Origin of the sequence: Enterococcus sp. DIV1328a, from assembly GCF_050536905.1 — a bacterium.
GTDB lineage: Bacteria > Bacillota > Bacilli > Lactobacillales > Enterococcaceae > Enterococcus > Enterococcus faecalis.
In genome coordinates, this window is sequence record NZ_CP172912.1 from 1,349,918 (window position 1) to 1,371,473 (window position 21,556).

Consider the following 21,556-nt stretch of genomic DNA (forward strand, 5'->3'; position numbering starts at 1 on the left):
AAAAACTTGTCAAAATTATTGAATAGTTTCCCAAACTTTATGTTGTTTCTGAAAATAGGAGACAATATCTGTTTCAAAAATTGTTTGTAAAAATTCTTTGGAAGCCAACGTTTGAAAATCACCTTGCGCGGCCACTTTCCCTTGCTTCATAAACACAATTTTTTCACTTAGCGTTAACGCTAAACGGATATCATGAAACACCCCGATTAACGTTTTCCCTTCTTGCGCACTCCACTCATTTAACTGCTGAATCAATTCTTGTTGATACCGAATATCCAAATGATTATTGGGTTCATCCAATAAAATAATTTCTGGATCTTGTACAAATAATTTAGCCAAAAATACTCGTTGTTGTTGTCCTCCTGAAAGCTGATTGACAACTTTATCTTTTAAAGGCAATAAACCCGTGCGTTCTAAATAATAAAGGACTCGTTCTTTTTCTTGTTTAGAAACAATAGGTAAAAAACGTTGTGCTTGTTGTCGATACGCCCCCATCAAAACTGTTTCGTAAACCGTATAATCAAAAGCAACTGTCGTGAATTGACTCATCATCGCTACTTTCGTTGCCAATTCCTTCCGCTTTTGTCCATGAACTTCTTGACCATCAATTAAAACAGAACCACTATAAGGGACAAGTCCGGCAATCGTTTTTAAAAGTGTCGTTTTACCGCAACCATTTGGACCTAAAATACAAGTTTTACTACCTGTCGGAAAAACGAGGGAAATATCTTTTAAAATGGGGGTTTGTTGGAGCGTTACAGCTGTTTCTTTTAATTCAATCATGCAGCAACGCCCCTTTTTTTAAAGTAAATATACAAGAAGAATGGCGCTCCGATCAAGGCTGTTACGGCCCCGATGGGAATTTCTCTTGGTGATAAAATCGTGCGGGCAATTGTGTCCCCTAGTACCATGATGGTCCCACCTAAGATTGCTGAACCGGGAATCAGCCAGCGATGAGTCGCCCCTAGATAGCGACGGACAATATGTGGCGCTATTAAATCAACAAAACCAATCACACCGACAAATGAAACCGCACTTCCTGCTAGTAAACTAGCCAAAAGAATAATGCGTAGTTTTGCTGTTTTGACTTCTACTCCCGCTAACATCGCATGTTCTTCTCCTAAACCGAGAACATCCAATGCGTTGGCATCAAACCAAAGAAACAGACTACTGACAAGCAAGATTGGACAATAAATAGCAATTTTTTGCCAATTACTGCCAGAAAAACTACCCATTTGCCAAAAGACTAATTGTTTCAAATAATCTTGGAAAAGTGCTGTAATCAACGTCAAAATAGCACCGACAAACAAGGTCATAATCATCCCCACTAAAACAACTGTTTGATTAGACATTTGACTATCCATTGTTTGCGTAAATAACAAAACTAAAAAGACCGTTGCTAAGCCAAAGATAAAACCAGTTAAAGGCAATAAAAATGCCCCTAAAATCGAAGCAGTTACTCCAGTTACCATGATTAACGCAGCGCCTAAGGATGCTCCCGCTGATACGCCCAAAGTATATGAAGAAGCTAAAGGATTACCTAAGAGTGATTGCATCACCGTGCCACTTACTGCTAAGCCTGCGCCCACGAGATAGGCCATCACGACACGCGGTAACCGTACATTCCAGATGATTCCCTCTAAAATCCCGTCTTCTGAAACCGTCTTTTTCACTAAAATTTGAAGCAAATCCGTTAACGAAATCTGAACACTTCCAATTTTAATACCCAAAAAGAGCATGCTCATACTGATCAAGAGCATCAGTATGAGACACGTTTTTTTACTCATCTTTTAAATCCTTGTATTCCTCTGGATAAACAGCTTTTGCCATTTGTTTTAATGCTTTGGTAATGTGGTTATTTGGTAAAGAGCTAGACATGTTATCGATTTCGAAAACTTCTTTGTTTTGAACTGCAGGAACGTTTTCCCAGTTTTTACGAGCTAAAATTTCTTTGGCGGGATCTTTCATATAGTTAACATTGGTTAAAATGACTTCTGGTTTTGCAGCAATGGCCGCTTCTTCTGTCACTGGTAACCAGCCTTTTTCATTTGCCAAAACATTTTTTGCCCCAATTGTTTCAATCATTTCATTTAAAAACGTCCCATTACCAAAGCTGTAAATGTCTGGTAAGGCAGCTACTTCAAACAAAACAGTTTTTGGTTTTTTAATGGTTTTACCAATTTTGGCCACTTCGTCGATTTCTTGATCCATTGTTTTGATTAACTTTTGTCCTTTTTCATGTTCGGATAAGCTATCCGCGATGAATTGGACGTCTTCTTTGATTGCTTTGATACTTGTACTAGTGGGGATGTTAACGACTGTAATTCCAGCATCTTCCACTTGTTTCCAAACACTTTCTGAGCTAGCTAAATTGATGTCATTCACATAAACAATTTGTGGTTTCAAGGCAATCAATTTTTCGGCATCGACAGCCATCATATCCATTTGTGGTAATTTTTTTAAATCAGTCATCATTGTGCTACTTTGAGTATCAACTGCGATTAATTGATCGGTTTTACCTAAGTCTTCAATCACTTCTGTTGTTGATGGCACTAGGGAAATAATTTTGGTTGCCTCTTTGGGTAAAGTAATTTCTTTGCCGCTACGGTCTTTGGTTGGTAACGTTACTTCTGTTTTTTCAGAAGAGGTAGTTGCTTTCTTTTCCTGTTTACCACACCCTGCTAAGCCAAGTGTTGCTACTAAACCTAAAGTCATCATTGTTAAAGTAAATTTTTTCATTTTTTCATCCTCGCATTCGTCTATTTTATTTTGGGGAAAATTTTCTGAAATGAACCTCCTTTGTCTCAACGTCAAAACAATACAAAAAAACCACTTTTTTCTCCAATAGAAAAAAAGCAGTCACTTAACTATGCTAATGATATACTCAGCCAGTTATCTTCAAAGCCCCTTCTTTTTCCTACAAAAGAATGATTAGACTTATCAAGCCGGTATCCTGACTTAGCTTCTTCTTACTCCCAATCCTTCCAGAATAATCTGTGGTCTTATTGGTTTCATCCACCATACAGTAGGTAGGTCTGTAGAGGATTCGCACCTCTTTCCCTGACACTTCATAAGTACATATATATTGTATCTTCGTTGATAACTAATTTTCAAACCAGTGATTAGACGTCTTTGTCTAATGACACACATTTATTATAACGGTTATCAACCATTTGTCAACGCTTCCTCAAGCAAAAGAAAAACTTTTCTTGTTTTAGTTATTAGACGTTGTTCCGTTTTTCTATTCATGATAAAATAAATCCTAGTTTGAATAAGAAAGAGGTTAACTTGATGAAAATCGTCATTTTGTTACTTGTTGCCTATTTATTAGGTTCGATTCCCTCAGGTGTTTGGATTGGCAAACTTTTCTTTAAAAAAGATATACGCCAATTTGGGAGTGGGAATACAGGAACAACCAATACATTTCGTGTCTTAGGGAAACCTGCCGGAATCACGGTATTATTAATGGATATCTTGAAAGGAACGTTAGCCACTTCATTACCCTATTTGTTTGGTTTACAAGGCGTGAACCCACTCTTCTTTGGGGTAGCAGCTGTTTTAGGGCATACCTTCCCTATTTTTGCCAATTTCAAAGGTGGTAAAGCCGTAGCCACTAGCGCTGGCATGTTATTAGCATACAGCCCCACATTTTTTATTTATTCTGCTCTTATTTTTGTGATTTGTCTGTATCTAACCAGTATGGTGAGTTTAACAAGTATGATTAGCGCTGTACTAATTACACTTTCTACTATTATTTTGCCTTTCACTGTCCCAGCTATTTTACCAACATTTAACTGGTTATTAACCGTGATTGCGATTGCTTTGACTACTTTTATCTTTGTCCGTCATCGTGAAAACATTCAGCGAATTAAAAATGGAACAGAAAGTCGCCTCTCTTTTGGCTTACGTGCAAAAAAATAAAGAAAAAGGCTGTGAACAAATAATGTTCACAGCCTTTTTCTTTATTTTACACTAATCATATACTGTGTTTTAAATAGTTCGTTAGCTGGTAACTTATTGATGCCAAATTTTTCAGCAAGTTGGCCAGTTGCATCGACAGCATCAGCAATCCCGCACCAAGGTTCGATACAGACAAAAGGTGCTTCTTTCGGTGTCGGTGACCAAATCCCCACAAAAGGCATTTCTGGATAACTCAAAGTGACTTGATGCTCACTTTCGTCTGTGGCAATTGTAATCGCTGTTTGACCTTTTGTTTCAAAAATCATTGCATCATTTTCAAATAATTGATGCGTTAAGTCAAAGCTGGTATTCGTTTGGGCTAGCGTTTTATTCGCTAAATCAATAAACGGGCCTGCTAAGGGAATTTGTGTCCGTGATTTTTTAGGTGAAAAACTTAGATAATAATCTTCAAACGTTAGTGAAGATTCTAAAGGTACATTAAAGGCTGGATGACCACCAATCCCAAAATACATCTCTTCTTTCCCTGTATTTTCTACTTGGTAGTTTACAGTCAATTCTTGGTGTTCTAATGTATAAGTAATCACTAGTTCAAAATCAAAAGGATACTTCTTCTTGGTTTCTTTTGTTGATTTTAGTGAAAAAGAAACTTCTTCTCCACCTTTTTCAATCACATCAAATACTTGATCACGAGCAAAACCATGTTGAGTTAAATGATACGCTTGATTTTGGTACATATACGTATCTTCTTTTAGACGACCGACAATCGGAAAAAGTACGGGCGCATGGCGGGCCCAAAATTCAGGATTTCCTTGCCAAATATATTCAATGCCGGTTTCTTTTGATTGTAAACTTACTAATTCTGCTCCTTCTTCAGCAAATGTTGCGATTAGAAATTCATTTTCAATTTGTACAGTCATTGCGTTGTCCTCCTAGTTGATACGAGCAATTGCTTATTTTTCCAACTCTTTAATAAATTGTTGATTTAACACTTTTAAATAAGTCCCTTTCATACCAAGAGAACGTGATTCAATAATTCCAGCTGATTCTAATTTTCTTAAGGCATTCACAATTACGGAACGAGTAATGCCTATTTCATCTGCAATACTTGAAGCAGTTAAACGACCTTCTTCGCCATCTAAGGCTTCAAAAATGGCATGGACGGCTTTTAATTCACTATAGGAAAGAGTGTTGATGGCCATTTGCACGGCAGTCGCACTGCGAACTTCTGCTTCAATTGTTCTGGATTGATGATACAAAATTTGCATGCCGACAACGGTCGCACTATATTCAGCTAACACTAAATCATCCTCGTTAAAGGATTTTTCAACACGCGCTAAAATAATCGTACCCAAGCGTTTGCCAGCACCGTACAAAGGCACAATAGTGGTTAACCCAAACGGATACAGCTCTCGTGATTCAAAAGGAAATGCAGTTAAATCACTATCTATTGGAATATTGGCTTCGGTTACTTTGAGCATATCCACGGCCTCGGTGTATCCTTGAGGAAATTTTTTCTCTTTAAACATATTTTTGATACGGGCATTATTAACATCTAATTTTTCAGTATACCCCAACAAATCCCCTGAACTGCTAATAATATACGCATTACTTTCTAAAATATCCCCTAAAATCATTGCCATTTTGTTGTACGGAAGTTCTGCTTGTACGTCAAACAAATTATTTTTTTGCAAAAGCTCGTTCACTTGACGTGTTTTTTCTAATAATGTAGCCATCTTTTCTCCTCCAGCCTTTTTTATAAGATGTAACGACTTAAATCTTCATTTTGAACAATGTCATTCAATTTTTCATTGACATATGCTTCGGTAATCGTAATTTCACCCATTTGCATATCTGGTGCTTCATATAATAAATCTTCTAATAAACGTTCTAAAATTGTGTGTAAACGACGCGCCCCAATATTATCTGTATCACGGTTTACATCATAAGCGATGTGTGCTAACCGTTCAATTGCTTCTTTTGTAAAGATGACTGAAACATTTTCTGTGCCAATTAATGCTACATATTGTTTAATTAAAGCATTGTTTGGCTCAGTTAAGATACTTACGAAGTCATCCGCCGTTAAATCATCTAATTCAACTCGAATTGGGAAGCGGCCTTGTAATTCTGGAATCAAGTCACTTGGTTTTGACAAGTGGAAAGCACCTGAAGCGATAAATAAAATGTGATCCGTTTGTAAAGGACCATACTTCGTGTTAACTTGGGAGCCTTCAACAATCGGCAAAATGTCTCTTTGTACTCCTTCACGAGAGACTTCGCCCGAATTTTGTTGGCTTTTAGAGGTGATTTTATCAATCTCATCGATAAAAATAATTCCGCTTGATTCAGCTAAACGAATCGCTTCACTATGAATATCAGCGTCATTGACAATTTTTGCTGATTCTTCTTTCACTAATAAGTCTTGTGCTTCTTTCACCGTTACAGTACGTTCGATTTTTTTCTTTGGTGACAGAGCGCCTAACGTTTCATTTAAGTCGATGCCCATTTGTTCTAGGCCATTGTTCATAGCTGGCATCGTTTTCTTCGGTTCTTCAATTTCAATTGTTACTTCACGATTATCTAATAGACCTTTTTCCAGCTGTTCCAAAATTGTTCGGCGGTTCGCTCGAATATCTTCCGTTACTTCTTCTTGTGCTTCTTGCTGTTGCTGAGCCATGTTAAACATGTTCATCATTTGTTCAAATTGGTTACCGCCAGCCTGTTTTTGTTCTTTTTTAATTCCAGGCACTAATACTTTGACTAAACGTTGATTGGCCTTTTTCAACGCTTGCGCGTACACGCGACTGTATTGTTGTTTTTCAACAATTTGGATCGCATTTTCTACTAAATCCCGAACCATTGATTCGACATCCCGACCGACATACCCTACTTCTGTAAATTTGGTTGCTTCAACTTTTACAAAAGGCGCATTGACAATTTTTGCGAGACGACGAGCAATCTCAGTTTTACCAACACCTGTTGGTCCAATCATTAGTAAGTTTTTAGGCGTAATATCTTGTTGCATATTTTCTTCTAATTGCAAGCGACGATAGCGGTTACGTAAAGCTACCGCCACTGATTTTTTGGCAGCTTGCTGTCCAACAATATATTGATCTAGTTCTTTGACTATTTCTTTTGGTGTTTTGTTTAATTCATTCATGGATTTTCCCTCGCTTATAATTCTTCTACAATGATATTATGATTCGTAAATACACAGATATCTGCAGCAATATTTAAGGCATTTTTAGCAATCTCTTTCGCTGGCATTTCTTTATCGCCAAAGTTTTTCATGGCTCTTGCAGCGGACAAAGCAAAATTACCGCCTGAACCAATTGCTAAAATACCATCGTCTGGTGTGATGACTTCCCCAGTTCCTGAAACTAAGAGCATTTCTTCCTTATTCATCACAATCAGCATAGCTTCTAATTTTTGCATAGACTGTTGTGTACGCCACTCTTGGGCTAACTCAACCGCAGCTCTCGTTAAGTTTCCGTTGTATTCATTTAATTTTCCTTCAAACTTTTCTTCTAATGTAAAGGCATCTGCCACACTTCCTGCAAAACCGACAACGACTTCATCATTGTAAATACGGCGCACTTTTTTGGCTGTACCTTTCATAACGACAGATTCGCCCATTGTTACTTGGCCGTCACCAGCCATTGCAAATTTTCCATCTTTTTCGACTGCACAAATTGTTGTAGAGTGAAATTGTGATTCAACCATTATTGTTCCTCCTAGACGTTTACCTCCATTATGCACGAGGATGAAACGTTCGATAATTTTTTTGTAAACTTTCTTTTGTCACATGCGCATATATCTGAGTTGTTGATAAATTAGCATGTCCTAATAATTCTTGAACTGTCCGCATATCGGCGCCATTATTTAATAAGTGTGTCGCAAATGTATGGCGTAACATGTGGGGATGAATTTCCGCATTTAATGAACTTTTTTTAATTAGTTGGTTTAAGACATATTCAATCCCTGTTGGCGTGATTTGTTCACCATGATGATTAACAAAGACATACGGATGTTTTTTTTGATATTTTGTCATTAATAGCGCGCGGCCATTCTCTAAGTAATCCTTTAAGGCGTCTTGTGCAAATGAACCAAAAGGCACATAGCGATCTTTATTTCCTTTTCCGTGAACCAATAAAACAGAAGCTTGAAAGTCAACTGCGTCCACCGTTAAGTTCGCACATTCACTGACCCGAATACCAGTCCCATACAGAACTTCTAGCAACGCTTGATTTCTCAAATCAAGCGGTTGCTCGCCTTGTGCGCTCTCAAATAATGCATCCATTTCTTTTTCATAAAAAAAACGGGGCAACCGTAACTGTTTCTTTTTCATATGAACATAGGAAAAAGGATTCTCTTGGATTGCTTCATTTTTTAATAAGAATTGATAAAAAGAACGCAAACTGGCAATTTTTCGACTAATCGAATTGCGGCTATATTCCTGATCGTATAATTCGCTCAAATAAGCCCGAACATCCAAATGTTCCACAGTCAAATAATTGTCATTACCTGAAGTCTTTAAAAACGAAAAAAAATGTTGTATATCTTCTTGATATACTTTTTTTGTTTTTTCTGAATAGCCTCTTTCGACAATAAGATAACGAGCAAATAACTCAGGCCAATTCTTTTCTTCCATGTGATAGCCCTCCTCATTCGATTACAAAGTAACTTTAGCATAACCTTTTTCAAAAGACAATTAAGTTGTCAGAATTTAATCAATATTTCTAAATATGTTCACAATTTTAACTATTCTTTAGCTTTTGTTATTTTTTTCTAAAAATTAAAAGACTGAGTATCATCGCATTTCTTAGCAATGATGCTCAGTCTTTTCTCATATTTTTTCTAATTTAGTCTAAAGATTGGATAACTTGAGCTTGAACATCTAAGGCCCGATTAGCAATCGCTTCATAGCGTTCTTTTTTGTCACGAATTCGTTCAGGTAACTCTGGGAAAAGCCCAAAGTTTGCATTCATTGGTTGGAAATGTTTGCCTTCTGCATGTGTAATATAATAAGCCATACTTCCTAAAGTCGTTTCGCGAGGGAATTCAATCGGCTCTTCTCCTTTGGCAAGACGAGCTGCGTTAATACCTGCGAGTAAACCACTTGCCGCGCTTTCAACATATCCTTCAACACCAGTCATTTGTCCAGCAAAAAACAGATCGTCACGTTTTTTTGATTGGTAGGTTGGTTTTAGCAACTCTGGAGAATTCATAAAACTATTACGGTGCATGACGCCATAGCGAACAAATTCAGCATTTTCTAATCCCGGAATCATACGGAATACTCGTTTTTGTTCACCCCATTTTAAATGCGTTTGGAAACCAACAATATTGTATAAAGAAGCTGCAGCATTGTCTTGACGTAATTGAATTACAGCATAAGGGCGTTTACCTGTTTTAGGGTCTTCTAGTCCGACAGGTTTCATTGGGCCAAACAACATGGTTTTAATACCACGTTGCGCCATTACTTCGATGGGCATACAGCCTTCGAAAAACTTCTCTTTTTCAAACGTGCGTAAAGGAACCACTTCTGCATTGACTAGCGCTTCATGAAAAGCATTGAACTCTTCTTCAGTCATCGGACAATTTAAGTAAGCCGCTTCCCCCTTGTTATAACGAGATTTTAAATAAACTTTATCCATGTCAATTGTTGATTTATCAATAATTGGTGCTGCTGCATCGTAAAAATAAAAGCCTTCAGAACCATTAAATTCTTGAATTTTTTGAGATAAGCTTTCAGAGGTTAAGGGCCCCGTTGCAATAATTACAATCCCTTCCGGAATATCAGTGATCTCTTCATTTTTGATTGTAATTAATGGATGACTTTTAATTTTTTCAGTGATTGTTTCAGAAAAAGAATCACGGTCAACTGCTAAGGCGCCGCCAGCTGGTACAGCGGTTTGATCTGCACTACCAATAATGATTGAATTTAAACGGCGCATTTCTTCTTTCAAAACACCTACCGCATTGGTTAAACTATTTCCACGTAATGAATTAGAACAAACTAACTCTGCAAAATTTTCTGTTTGATGCGCTGGTGTCTTTTTGACAGGGCGCATTTCATATAAATCAACTGGTACACCAGCATTGGCCACTTGCCATGCCGCTTCACTTCCGGCTAAACCGGCACCAATAATTGTGACTTTTTTTGTCATGTATAAAAATTCCTTTCTATGTCAAGAAGTTAAGAGCTGTCTCTTACAAACTCAATTCATTTTACTAAAAGAGAAGACCGAAGTAAATTCTTCGGTCTCAATTTTTCTTATTTTTGGACGTTTTCTTCATAATCGCCATTGATACAAACGACTTGTTTGCCGCCTTTAACTTTTTTCTCTACTAAATATTGCCCACATTTTGGACATGGTCGGCCTACTGGTTTGTCCCAAGAAGTGAAGTCACACTCTGGGTACCGACTACAGCCATAGAAAATCCGATTTTTCTTTGATTTCCGTTCGATAACTTGTCCTTCGTGACACACAGGACACGTCACGCCAATTTCTTTGACAATCGCTTTTGTATTCCGACAATCTGGGAAATTACTACATGCATAAAATTTCCCGTAGCGACCCAGCTTAATCACCATTGGATGTCCACATAGTTCGCAGTCAAAACCTGCTGGTTCATCTTTAATTTGGATTTTTTCAATCTTTTCTTCGGCATTTGTTAATTCTTTTTCGAAGGGCTTGTAGAAACGATCGACAACTTCAACCCATTTTTCTTGACCTTCACCGACTTTATCTAAGTCCGTTTCCATTGTCGCTGTAAAATGTGTATCGACAATTTGTGGGAAAAACTCTGAAACTAGGGAATTCACAATTTCACCTAATTCCGTTGGTTCAAACCGTTTATTGGTTAGCTTCACGTAATAACGCCGTTGAATGGTTTCTAATGTTGGCGCATACGTTGATGGTCGGCCCACACCATTTTCTTCTAAAGTCCGGATTAACGTGGCTTCACTAAAACGAGCCGGTGGTTGAGTAAAGTGTTGTTTCGGTTCGATATCGACCGATTTAACAACGTCACCTTCCGCTAATTCAGGTAAAATATTTTCCTTGTCCTCTTTACCATCATCGCGTCCTTCAACATATACTTGCATAAACCCTTTAAATTTCACTTTGGAACCATTGGCAATAAACGTTACGCCGTTTTGTTGAAGCGTGACCTTCATGGTATCTAAAATCGCTGGTGTCATTTGACTAGCAACAAAGCGCGACCAAATAAGAGTATATAATTTTAATTGATCTTTATCTAAATACTTCTTCATTTCATCGGGTGTTCTTAAAACGCTTGACGGACGAACCGCTTCATGGGCATCTTGTGCACCTTGCGTATTTTTTGCTTTGCGGCCGCCATGTGCTGAGAACTCATCTCCGTAGGTCTTTTCAATGAATTCAGCAGCTTCTGCTTTGGCGGAATCGGCAATTCTGGTTGAGTCTGTACGCATGTAGGTAATCAGCCCCACAGTGCCTTGTTTCCCTAAAGCAATTCCCTCATACAATTGTTGCGCAACCATCATGGTTTTACGGGTACGGAAATTTAATTTACGTGCCGCTTCTTGTTGTAAACTACTGGTTGTAAAAGGTAACGCAGGATTACGTTTCCGTTCTTTTTTCTCAACTTTTGTAACATCGTAATCTTTACCGTCAATTCGAGAAGTGATTTCTTTCACCGCTTCTGCATTTGGTAATTTTTTCTTTTTACCATCTACGCCCCAGAAATTTGCTTTGAATTTCTTGCGACCTTTTTGGAAATTCCCATCAATGCTCCAATATTCTTCAGGTTTAAATTCTCGAATTTCATTTTCTCGATCAATAATCATTTTTAAAGCAACAGATTGTACACGACCAGCACTCAAACCTTTTTTGACTTTACGCCATAAAATAGGACTAATCGAGTATCCAACTAAACGGTCTAAAATGCGCCGTGCTTGTTGTGCATCAACTAAATCAACGTTGATGGTTCTAGGTTCTTTAAATGCCGCTTTTACTGCTTCTTTAGTGATCTCATTGAATACCACACGGTTTTTATCTTTTAAATCAAGGCCAAGAAGATAAGCTAAATGCCAAGCAATTGCTTCACCTTCTCGGTCCGGATCGGCTGCGAGATAGACTTTTTCAGCTTTTTTTGCAGCCGCTTTTAAACTTTTGATGACATCGCCTTTTCCGCGAATCGAAATATAATGAGGTTCATAATTATTTTCAATATCAATCCCCATTTTACTTTTTGGTAAATCGCGAATGTGACCAACACTGGCAACCACCTTGTAGTTTCTTCCTAGATATTTTTCAATTGTTTTGGCTTTGGCAGGTGATTCTACAATCACGAGATACTTATAGGCCATTCAATTAGCTCCTTTCGCGTTCGCTTTCCTACTATATAATATATGTAAAAAACGCACAAATCGTAATACATCATATGCTATATAGAATAGGTTTGTCAAGACTAGGCTTTCTAACATTTCTGTCATTTCTGTTTGACTGTCCGAATTTATAAATAAAAAATGCCTATGATTTATAGATTTTATCCTAAAGCATTAAAATACCCAAAACATTCCAAATAAAATGAGTCAAGAGAGCAGCTTCAAAGCGACCCGTGCGTAGATAGACCCAACTTAACGCTAAACCCATGCCCCAATAAATAACAAAACTACCTATATCTGTGGGCGTGTGCACAAGTGCAAATAAAATAGAAGAAACGAGTATGCCTATTTTTGAAGCTGGCTTGAAAAACGCTTGAATCCCGACACGAAAAATTCCCTCTTCGAAAATTGGCCCAATCACACCTGCAAAAATAAGTATAAGCCCTTTAGGAATGGCTTGGACAATTTCTTCAACACTTTGTTGGTTAGAGGTCGTCTCTAATCCTTCCAGACGTAATAAGAAATCACCAAATATTCCCACACAAAAGATTATCACCAAACCTAACAAGACCACTGGCAAGGTTTCTTTGATTCCTAAAAAAGTCCAAGTTATGAGCTTTTTCTTTTTCAAAAAAGCAACAAATAGATAGACGAAATAGGCACCAAGTCCAACAGCCACTAATCCACTAACAAAGCGAAACCAAAAATTTTCTGTAGAAACTTGAACAACTGAGACCATCATCAAAGGAATTTGATCCAAAATCAAAAAGCCCAGTAGCTGCATACCAAACAACCATCTTTTTCTAACAACCGTTTCCATTTAGACACTCCTAACTACCAACCAAAAGATTAAAATCTGATTAAATAGTACCGAAGTGAACGTAGGTTGTCAATTCACAATTAGTAAAAGTCACAATTCTTCACAAATATCATCAATTGTCTGAACACATTTAGCGCCGTCCTGAATTAATTCATGGCAGCCTGTTGAAAAAGACTGGAAAATACTTCCCGGTACGGCAAATACCTCGCGCCCGTAATCCATCGCCGCTTGTGCAGTAATTAAAGAGCCACTATTCTTACGAGCTTCCATCACGCAGACCCCTAAAGATAATCCAGCAATAATGCGATTACGTGCAGGAAAATGATATTTTTTCGGCCCACTCCCATTCACATATTCTGTTAAAACAAGCTGATTCTGCTTCATAGTTTGCTGTAATTCTTTCTTTTCATACGGATAATATACATCTAACCCAGTGCCTAAAATTCCAATTGTCTGACCCCCGCTCTGGATGGCCATCTCATGGCTACGACTATCGATACCTTTGGCAAGACCGCTGACGATTGTGAATCCTTCTTTGACTATTTTAGGAACCAGAGCTTCAGTCACTCTTAACCCATATGAAGTGGCATAGCGAGCGCCGACGATGCCAATTTTCCTTCTGCTTAACAATTGTAAATTTCCTCTATAAAAAAGAATTGCTGGTGGATTATAAATTTCTCGTAATAATTTAGGATAGACGGCATCTAAAATTGTCATAAATTGGTGTTGGCATTGTCGTATATATAACGCTTCACTATGAATCGTATGGTGTAACCAAGATTGTTCAAATAATTCACGATATTTCTTGATTTCAGCAATTCTAATAATTTCTGTACTGGAAAAATCAACACGCTTTTGTACGATAGCTTCTTGTAACACTTTTAAGATACCTAAATTGCCAATTCCTTGGCATACCGCTAATTTAAATAATAATTGTCGTTGTAAAATTTCCAACAAAAAACACCTCTTTCACATCTTCTTAAAATAAGAATACGTAAAAAAAGTGTTTTATTTTTAAATCATATCTTTTATTGGCGCAAACGTACGTCGATGAATGGGTGTTACACCGTATTTTTCTAACCCGAGAAGATGTTCTTTTGTTCCATAGCCTGCATTGTTTTTAAATCCATATCCAGGATATAATTCATCATATTCTTCCATTAATCGATCTCTTGTTACTTTTGCAATAATACTGGCTGCTGCAATTGAAATGGAGCGTGCATCCCCTTTAATCAAACTTTCTTGTGGTTGGGGAACGTCTAACTGCATTGCATCAATTAATAAATAATCTGGTGTAAAAGCTAAATCGTCAATTGCCATTTTCATCGCTTGTTTAGTTGCTTGATAAATATTAATTTGATCAATGACTCCTTGATCAGCGATACCTAACCCGATAGCGACAGCCTGTTCTTGAATCTGGTTATATAACGTTTCCCGTTTTTTAGCAGATAGTTTTTTTGAATCATTTAAGCCTAATAATTGACAATCTTTCGGCAAAATAACTGCAGCTGTCACAACAGGACCAGCTAATGGTCCGCGGCCTACTTCATCAATTCCTGCAATTAAACGATGGCCTTTTTTATAGGCCGCTTCCTCAAATTGACTCATTTCTTTAAAAAGTTGCCATTCTTTTTCTTTGGCTAACTGGCGACGTTCCCATTGTTTGATCGCTTGTTGCACTCCTGAACGTTCATCTTCTCGCCAGCTTGCTAATCGTTCATCGGTTGCATCAGTGACAGTTAACAGCGCTTCTTTGATTGCCTGAATCGACTCTTTTGCCATGTTATTCGTCTCCTAGTTCTTCCCAGCGGTCCAAAGTATACGTACCTAATTTTCCACTGCGAATTTCTAAAATAATCATTTCGCTGGCTCGATTATAATCATCTCTAAAACCACGTTTTTGGCTAATTAACATCAACTGTTCTGGGGCAGGTAAAAATAGCTCTTCCTCTGTTAAACCATATCGTTCCGTCAAACGTTGCGGATAAAAACGTGCAAAAAATTCTAATCCATAAATCGCCAAATCATCTAAATGCAATAATTGATCTTTTATAGCGCCAGTTAAAGCTAATTTTTTCCCAATTTCTTCATCTTCAAATTTTGGCCAGAGAATTCCTGGTGTATCCAGTAATTCCAATTGGGAACCAGAGCGTAACCATTGTTGGCCTTTTGTCACGCCTGGCTTGTTCCCAGTTTGCGCAATTTTTTTTCCGACTAAACGATTCATTAAAGTTGACTTACCAACGTTGGGAATCCCAATACACATTGCGCGAATCGCACGCGGTTTCAAGCCTTTCGCCTGTTCACGAGCCAATTTTTCTTTTAACGCTTCCTTGGCTGCTGGCACAATTTTATTGATTCCTTTATTTTGTTGGGCATTGATGACTAGGGTTTGGTATCCTTTCTTTTGAAAGTAATGTTGCCATTTTTTATTTTGGTCGTTATCTGCTAAGTCCCCTTTATTTAAAAGGACTAATCTTGGTTTTTGTTGGACAATTTGGTCCATCATTGGGTTACGGGAAGAAAGCGGTAACCGCGCATCAACTAGTTCAAATACAATATCGACATATTTGATTTTTTCAGAAACTTCTCTTCTTGCTTTGGCCATATGGCCGGGAAACCATTGAATGGTCATAATCTGTTCAAATCCCTTCTTTAACACATTGTTTCTTTGATTCAATTCTTCAACGAGTCCTGTGTTCCGCGTAGATTCTTGCGAAAAAACACCTCCTCTAGTTTAACATATTTTTCACGGATTTGATTTATTTTCTGCAGTGTTCTTTAAAAAACAAAAAGGCTGAGACAAACTCACTTTGGATTTTGTCTCAGACTTATACACTGGCAAAGTATAGAAAGAAGTAGGTCAAGCTCTTCTCAAGCCTGACTCAAGAATATTTCTGTTTTTACTCGTTATTTCGCATGAAGTAAATTTTCTTTACAATGAATTAACTCTGTTAAAAACTGACAGTACGGTGTAGCAATCCCATAAGCTTTCCCTTTGCGAACAATTGCTCCATTGATATAATCAATTTCGGTTAAACGATGATTGGTTATTAAGTCCTGATACATCGATGGATGGTGCAAACCAATTGTTTCTCGATTATAACACGAGCGGATTTGTTGAAGAACTGCTTGTTTATCTAACGTAACTTGTTCCGCTTCAGCGACTGCTAAAAATTCATTAACTATTTGTTGAACAATTTGATCTGCTTGCTCTGTTTCGCCAAAGTCTGCCATATTACAATCCAACAAAGTACATAAACCATTCATTGTTCCATTTACACAGGCCTTCTTATAAATGGATGATAAAATATTCTCAGAATAACGTGCATTTAAGCCAGCGTTATTTAATACCTTAATGACTGCTTCTACTGCTTGTTCACTTTGCGCTCCTAAATTTTGTAAATCAATCGAACCATTGCCAAATAATTTTACTTTGCCAGGTCCTTCTAACCCAGCGGTCCACATTGTGTTTCCTAATAAAATATTTTCGTAAGGCACGTATTTTTTGATAATATCTTCGTGACCAATTCCATTTAACAAGCATAAAACTTTCGTATTTTTATTAAGGAAATGTTCTAATGCTTCAAGCATTCCTTCCAGTTGCATTGCTTTTGTAAATAGGATAACTAAGTCTGCTGTAAAATCGATGCTTGCTACTTCTGTCTGAGGATAAATAGGAATTTTAGCGGTCACCACTTCGCCATTAAAATCAGCAACTAACCCGTTTTTTCTTATTGCTACAATATGTTCTGGCCAACCATCGACAAAAATAACGTCATTTCCTGCTTGATGTAACATTAGTCCAAAGCGACTGCCCATAGCGCCAGCACCTGCGATAATAATCTTCATTTCTTTTCCTCCGTTCAATTTTTTATTTTTAGGTAAAAATCTGCTAAGAAAATCTCTATCTCTTACTTTTATAGCAATAAAAAGGCAAAACATATGTTATATTATAAGTGATCTATTTGTTATTTTTTATCCAAGCGCATTTATGTAAGCGCTTTTAAAAAGAAGGGGAGTTTCTGATGAATATTCAGCTTTTAAAGTACTTCATTGAAATTGTTAATACCCGCAGTTTATCGGCGGCCGCTCGCAATTTATTTGTCACCCAACCAACACTTTCTTTAGCATTGAAAAAAATGGAATCTGAGTTAGGCACAGCGTTGTTTGATCATTCTGATCAACCGTTTCAATTAACCGATACAGGTCTTTATTTATATGAACATGGCCAAGAAGTTGTTTTTCAATTCGATCAATTGGTAACAGATATTCGTGAAATGAACCAGAAACCAGTTAAAAAGCAATTGCGTTTAGGCTTAACTACTTTATTTGCTGTACAATTTATGAAAGAAATTTCACGATTTTTAACAACCCATCCACATGTGAATTTAATATTACAGCAAGATGGCTCGCCAAAATTACAAACGATGTTAGCAAATAAAGAAATTGATATGGGACTAATTTCTTTCCCAAATACCTTACCTGAAATTATTCATATTGAACCTTTAGAAACGACTACCAAAGGCTACCATGTTTATGTCGTGGTACCAGAATCAAATCCTCTCTCTCAACATGAAAAATTAACTTTTAAAGATTTGAAAGATCAACGATTTTCATCGTTAAGTGATAATTTTATGATTGGTCGCCTACTACTAGATCGGACTCGGAGCTTCGGTTATGAGCCGAATATCATTTTGCATAACGATGATTTACAAGTACTTCTTTATAGTTTACAAAAAAATAATTCGATTTGTTTGCTGCCGATTGAATATTATGAAGTGGGAAAAAGTCAGGGACTGAAATGGATTCCTTTAAAAGATAAGTTTGACTATTTCCCCATCGGCATTGCTTTGCGCCGCGATTTTAGTATGACAGAAGATGTTAGAGATTTTATCCAAATCATTAAAGAAAATTAATGGATAGCCTAGCCTTGATAAGCAAAGACGACTTTACTATCATAAAGTTTCAACACTTTTTCAAATAAGAATTTTGAGAATAAACCCGCGACAATTGGAACAACAAACCAAGAAAAGAGTAAAGGTAAGATCCCTAAGCCCGCATCCAATGAAGCAAGTGGCCCCACGAGTCCAACCAAGCCAAATCCAGCCGATTGTGGGGTTCCTGAAATGTTGAATAGAACCACAGGAATTGCTGAAATAGTCGCTGTAAATAAACAAGGAATTAAAATAATTGGGTATTTAAATAAGTTAGGCATCATCATTTTCATACCGCCCAAAGAGACAGCCAGTGTCACTCCCGATTGGTTGACATTCCAAGAATTAATCACAAGAACAACAGTTGTGGCTGCAATTCCCATTGCGGCAGCACCTGCAGACAAGCCATTCAACTGAATCGCCAAACCGATTGCCACAGTAGTGATTGGTGAAATAATCAGTGCAGCAAATGAACAAGCAATTAAAATACTCATGATAATTGGCTGGAAATCAGTAAAATTGTTAATCACTTTACCAATGGCGACCGTGATCTGTGTCACATATGGGTAAATCAACATGCCAAACAAGCCTGCACCTACTCCAACAACGATCGGTAAAGCAATGATTTCCACTGAACCGAATTTTTTATCGATGACTAATAAAAGTAAGACTGCAACAGAAGCGGTAATCATAATATTAATGATGTCACCAGTGCCTGCACCAATAAAGCCTTTCACTTCTGAATTAAATTTAATCACGCCAGAGCCAGCAAATGCTGCACCGCCAGCAATCATCATTTTCTGTGGCGTTAAGCCAAATTGAAAAGCAATCAGTCCACCAATAATTAAAGGGGTGGCTAGTTGGAAAATTTGCGCCGCATGAATAATCATTTCGATAATCTTGTATTCTGCAAAATATTTTAAAATGGCTCCTAATACAGCATTGGGAATTAAGGCGATAATGGTGCCGGAAGCTGTTCCAGCTAACACTTTGTTAAAAAATATTCTTGGGGTTAATTGAGCATCCAGTTTATCAGTGGGCATTTTCAACACTCCTATTGATTATTTTTGTTTTTTTTAAACAAGTTTGAGAATGATTGAACTTTCTATTAGATAAAGAGCGGCCTCAAAGAAGAGCGCTTATTTCTTTGAGGCGCTTTTTATTTAACTAAAGCAAGGAACGATTTTTAATATACATCCGTGTCCGCATTATATTTCGCTAAATTATCTTTAACATCTCGCAAGAACTTACCTGCTTGTTGTCCATCTAAAATTCGATGATCAATAGAAAGACATAAATTAACCATATCTGCCACTTTAAAGCCTCCATCTGCGGTTGGCACAAGGCGTTTATTAATTGACTCTACTTGTAATATCGCAGCTTGTGGATGGTTAATAATTCCCATCGATTGGACGGAACCTAGTGTTCCAGTATTATTAAGAGTAAAGGTCCCTCCTTGCATTTCCTTGCTTGCTAGCGTTCCTTGTCGGACTTCTTGTGCCAAGCGATTGATTTCTTTAGCTAGCCCTGCAATCGAATAGTTATCCGCTTGTTGAATCACTGGCACATAAAGATGCTCGTCTGTCGTTACAGCTATGGATAAATTAACATCTTTATGATAAATAATTGAGCCATCATCCCAAGATGTATTGATTTTTGGATTTTTCTTTAACGCTTGAATGACTGCTTTGGCAAAAAATGGGAAGAAGCTTAGAGATAGGCCCTCTTGTTGTTTAAATTCATCTTTTAATGAATTTCTAAGTTGGACTAAGTTGGTCACATCCGCTTCCACCATTAACCAAGCGTGAGGGATTTCGTTGACGCTTTGGACCATTTTTTTAGCAATTGCTTTACGTACAGGATCTGCAGAGACAATTTTATCTGTGGTTGTTTCAGTTGGACTAGCTGTTGCGGCGCTTTCATTTTGCGAAGCAACTGGCTCCTCTGAAATTGAAGGGCTAGTTCCTGGACTCACTGTTTTCTCAGGCGTTCTTGCCTGTGTTGGTGTAAAGTTTGTAACATCTTTTCTAGTAATCCGACCATCACGACCTGTCCCTGTAACTTGTGTTAAATCAATCTTTTTTTCTTGGGCAATTTTAAGGACTGCTGGGGAATAACGACCATTATTTTTTTGATGGGACGTCGCAGTGCTTGTTGTTTCAACCGTTTCATGTTCTTGTGCTTGTTCCGCACTTGCTTCTTTCACTGGTGCTAAAGTAGCTTCTTCTGTTTTTTCGGTTGTTTCTTCTGTCTCTAACGTCATCACCGCTGTTCCGATGGGCACATCTGTATCTAGAGAAATCAGAAATTCTTTTACTACACCATCAAAATCTGATGGGACTTCCGTGGTGACTTTATCAGAAACGACTTCCATTAAGGGATCATAGCGTTTCACTGAATCTCCTGGTTTAACTAACCATTGGACAATGGCTGCCTCTGTGACACTTTCGCCTAGATGAGGCATTTTGATTTCTTTTGTGGCCATTTATTTTTTCCTCCTTGCTTCAATTAAAATTCTGCTAATTCTTTCATTGCTGCTAATACTTGCTCTTCATTGATTAAAAATTCTCTTTCTAAAGGTAATGCATAAGGCATGCTTGGACAATCAGGTCCTGCAAGTCTTTGGATCGGTGCATCTAAATCAAAGAGAGCATCTTCTGAAATCATTGCCGCAATTTCACTCATCACGCTGCCTTCTTTATTGTCTTCTGTTACGAGTAAGACCTTCCCTGTTTTCTTAGCTGCAGCTACTAATGTTTCGCGATCTAAAGGATATAATGAGCGAACATCGACGATTTCGGCATCAATTCCTTCAGCGGCTAGTTTTTCCGCCGCAGCTAAAGCTAATTGCAAGGTCATGCCGTAACTAATCACGGTTAAATCACTACCCGTTCTAACGACATTGGCTTTGTCAATTGGTACGATATAATCATCTGCAGGCACTTCATCTTTTAGTAAACGATATAAACGCTTATGTTCGTAAAAAATGACTGGATCATCGGAACGAATCGCTGCTTTAATCATCCCTTTTGCATCATAAGGATTAGAGGGGGTCACAACTCTTAATCCTGGTTGTCCACAAAAAACTTTTTCTGTAGACTGAGAATGATACAGCCCACCACGAACACCGCCGCCATAAGGGGTCCGATAAACGATTGGCGCAGTCCAATCGCCTTTTGTTCTGTAGCGCATTGTCCGAGCCTCTGATAACAATTGATTGGTTGCAGGCAAAATGTAATCCGCAAATTGAAATTCACCAATTGCGCGATAGCCCATTAAACCTAAGCCGACAGCTAAACCACCAATTAAGCCTTCTGTTAACGGTGTATTAAAACAACGCTCGTCACCGTATTTAGCAGCCAAGCCCTTTGTTACACCGAACACGCCGCCTTTGTCGCCGCCGACATCTTCCCCAAAAATAACTACTTTTTCATCACGAGCCATTTCTTCAGAAATTCCTAAGTTAATTGCTTCTAAATAAGTCATCTCAGCCATTATATTTCTTCT

The 21,556-nt window shown here is 37.7% G+C and carries 19 protein-coding genes, 2 pseudogenes and 1 riboswitch; of the genes and pseudogenes, 2 read left to right on the forward strand and 19 right to left on the reverse strand.

Annotated features, from left to right (window positions below; translation table 11 throughout):
* Positions 1–15 precede the first annotated feature (15 nt).
* The 3 genes from IGL93_RS06510 to IGL93_RS06520 are packed head-to-tail and all read right to left on the reverse strand — an operon-like array spanning position 16 to position 2,808.
* Complete coding sequence (locus tag IGL93_RS06510) at positions 16–783, reverse strand: ABC transporter ATP-binding protein (RefSeq protein WP_002365688.1); 768 nt, start codon at positions 781–783, stop codon at positions 16–18.
* A complete protein-coding gene (locus IGL93_RS06515; protein ID WP_002360246.1) occupies positions 780–1,787 on the reverse strand; it encodes a FecCD family ABC transporter permease in 1,008 nt (335 codons plus the stop codon). Before IGL93_RS06515 ends, IGL93_RS06510 begins: the two co-directional genes overlap by 4 nt.
* A complete protein-coding gene (locus IGL93_RS06520) occupies positions 1,780–2,808 on the reverse strand; it encodes an ABC transporter substrate-binding protein (protein ID WP_002384486.1) in 1,029 nt (342 codons plus the stop codon). The genes IGL93_RS06515 and IGL93_RS06520 overlap by 8 nt, the downstream gene beginning before the upstream one ends.
* 118 nt (positions 2,809–2,926) lie before the next feature.
* A riboswitch (cobalamin riboswitch) is annotated at positions 2,927–3,086 on the reverse strand.
* Positions 3,087–3,291: 205 nt separating this feature from the next.
* Here IGL93_RS06520 and plsY point away from each other — a divergent pair.
* The gene (gene plsY, locus IGL93_RS06525) at positions 3,292–3,921 is read left to right on the forward strand and encodes a glycerol-3-phosphate 1-O-acyltransferase PlsY (protein WP_002360243.1); all 630 of its coding nucleotides are present in this window, start codon (positions 3,292–3,294) and stop codon (positions 3,919–3,921) included.
* A 41-nt stretch (positions 3,922–3,962) separates the two neighbouring features.
* On the opposite strand, the gene IGL93_RS06530 is transcribed toward plsY, so the two are convergent.
* From IGL93_RS06530 to IGL93_RS06585, 12 genes are all read right to left on the reverse strand, one after another.
* Positions 3,963–4,838 carry an aldose 1-epimerase family protein gene (locus IGL93_RS06530; RefSeq protein ID WP_002366730.1) on the reverse strand — a complete coding sequence of 292 codons (876 nt, stop codon included), beginning with the start codon at positions 4,836–4,838 and terminating at the stop codon, positions 3,963–3,965.
* A gap of 33 nt (positions 4,839–4,871) precedes the next feature.
* Entirely contained in the window at positions 4,872–5,654 is a 783-nt protein-coding gene (codY, locus tag IGL93_RS06535) for a GTP-sensing pleiotropic transcriptional regulator CodY (protein ID WP_002357492.1), read from the reverse strand.
* A gap of 20 nt (positions 5,655–5,674) precedes the next feature.
* Entirely contained in the window at positions 5,675–7,078 is a 1,404-nt protein-coding gene (hslU, locus tag IGL93_RS06540; RefSeq protein WP_002408464.1) for an ATP-dependent protease ATPase subunit HslU, read from the reverse strand.
* A gap of 14 nt (positions 7,079–7,092) precedes the next feature.
* The gene (hslV, locus tag IGL93_RS06545; protein ID WP_002357489.1) at positions 7,093–7,641 is read right to left on the reverse strand and encodes an HslVU peptidase proteolytic subunit; all 549 of its coding nucleotides are present in this window, start codon (positions 7,639–7,641) and stop codon (positions 7,093–7,095) included.
* A 28-nt stretch (positions 7,642–7,669) separates the two neighbouring features.
* On the reverse strand, positions 7,670–8,569 hold the full coding sequence (gene xerC, locus IGL93_RS06550; RefSeq protein WP_010775859.1) for a tyrosine recombinase XerC: 900 nt from the start codon (positions 8,567–8,569) through the stop codon (positions 7,670–7,672).
* A 211-nt stretch (positions 8,570–8,780) separates the two neighbouring features.
* Entirely contained in the window at positions 8,781–10,088 is a 1,308-nt protein-coding gene (gene trmFO, locus IGL93_RS06555; protein WP_002357486.1) for an FADH(2)-oxidizing methylenetetrahydrofolate--tRNA-(uracil(54)-C(5))-methyltransferase TrmFO, read from the reverse strand.
* Positions 10,089–10,195: 107 nt separating this feature from the next.
* Positions 10,196–12,274 (reverse strand): type I DNA topoisomerase, encoded by a 2,079-nt coding sequence (gene topA / locus IGL93_RS06560; RefSeq protein WP_010713378.1) that lies wholly within the window; start codon positions 12,272–12,274, stop codon positions 10,196–10,198.
* Between the two features lie 184 nt (positions 12,275–12,458).
* A complete protein-coding gene (locus tag IGL93_RS06565; RefSeq protein WP_010713377.1) occupies positions 12,459–13,112 on the reverse strand; it encodes a CPBP family intramembrane glutamic endopeptidase in 654 nt (217 codons plus the stop codon).
* A gap of 90 nt (positions 13,113–13,202) precedes the next feature.
* Positions 13,203–14,066: a DNA-processing protein DprA gene (gene dprA, locus IGL93_RS06570; protein WP_010713376.1), complete on the reverse strand. Its 864-nt coding sequence runs from the start codon at positions 14,064–14,066 to the stop codon at positions 13,203–13,205.
* A 60-nt stretch (positions 14,067–14,126) separates the two neighbouring features.
* A complete protein-coding gene (locus IGL93_RS06575) occupies positions 14,127–14,894 on the reverse strand; it encodes a ribonuclease HII (RefSeq protein ID WP_002369352.1) in 768 nt (255 codons plus the stop codon).
* Between the two features lies 1 nt (position 14,895).
* Positions 14,896–15,747: a ribosome biogenesis GTPase YlqF gene (gene ylqF, locus IGL93_RS06580; protein ID WP_002357480.1), complete on the reverse strand. Its 852-nt coding sequence runs from the start codon at positions 15,745–15,747 to the stop codon at positions 14,896–14,898.
* 275 nt (positions 15,748–16,022) lie between these two features.
* Complete coding sequence (locus IGL93_RS06585) at positions 16,023–16,964, reverse strand: 2-dehydropantoate 2-reductase (protein ID WP_010775860.1); 942 nt, start codon at positions 16,962–16,964, stop codon at positions 16,023–16,025.
* 176 nt (positions 16,965–17,140) lie between these two features.
* Between IGL93_RS06585 and IGL93_RS06590 the strand changes: the two genes are divergently transcribed.
* On the forward strand, positions 17,141–18,031 hold the full coding sequence (locus IGL93_RS06590; RefSeq protein ID WP_010775861.1) for a LysR family transcriptional regulator: 891 nt from the start codon (positions 17,141–17,143) through the stop codon (positions 18,029–18,031).
* A gap of 8 nt (positions 18,032–18,039) precedes the next feature.
* Here IGL93_RS06590 and IGL93_RS06595 read toward each other — a convergent pair whose 3' ends face one another.
* From IGL93_RS06595 to IGL93_RS06610, 4 genes and pseudogenes are all read right to left on the reverse strand, one after another.
* Positions 18,040–19,092: a PTS sugar transporter subunit IIC gene (locus IGL93_RS06595; RefSeq protein ID WP_002384478.1), complete on the reverse strand. Its 1,053-nt coding sequence runs from the start codon at positions 19,090–19,092 to the stop codon at positions 18,040–18,042.
* Positions 19,093–19,235: 143 nt separating this feature from the next.
* Positions 19,236–20,171 (reverse strand): annotated as a pseudogene (locus IGL93_RS06600) (dihydrolipoamide acetyltransferase family protein); the annotation flags it as partial.
* 192 nt (positions 20,172–20,363) lie between these two features.
* Positions 20,364–20,534 (reverse strand): annotated as a pseudogene (locus IGL93_RS06605) (biotin/lipoyl-containing protein); the annotation flags it as partial.
* 23 nt (positions 20,535–20,557) lie between these two features.
* Positions 20,558–21,544 carry an alpha-ketoacid dehydrogenase subunit beta gene (locus IGL93_RS06610; RefSeq protein WP_002357475.1) on the reverse strand — a complete coding sequence of 329 codons (987 nt, stop codon included), beginning with the start codon at positions 21,542–21,544 and terminating at the stop codon, positions 20,558–20,560.
* Between the last annotated feature and the right edge of the window lie 12 nt (positions 21,545–21,556).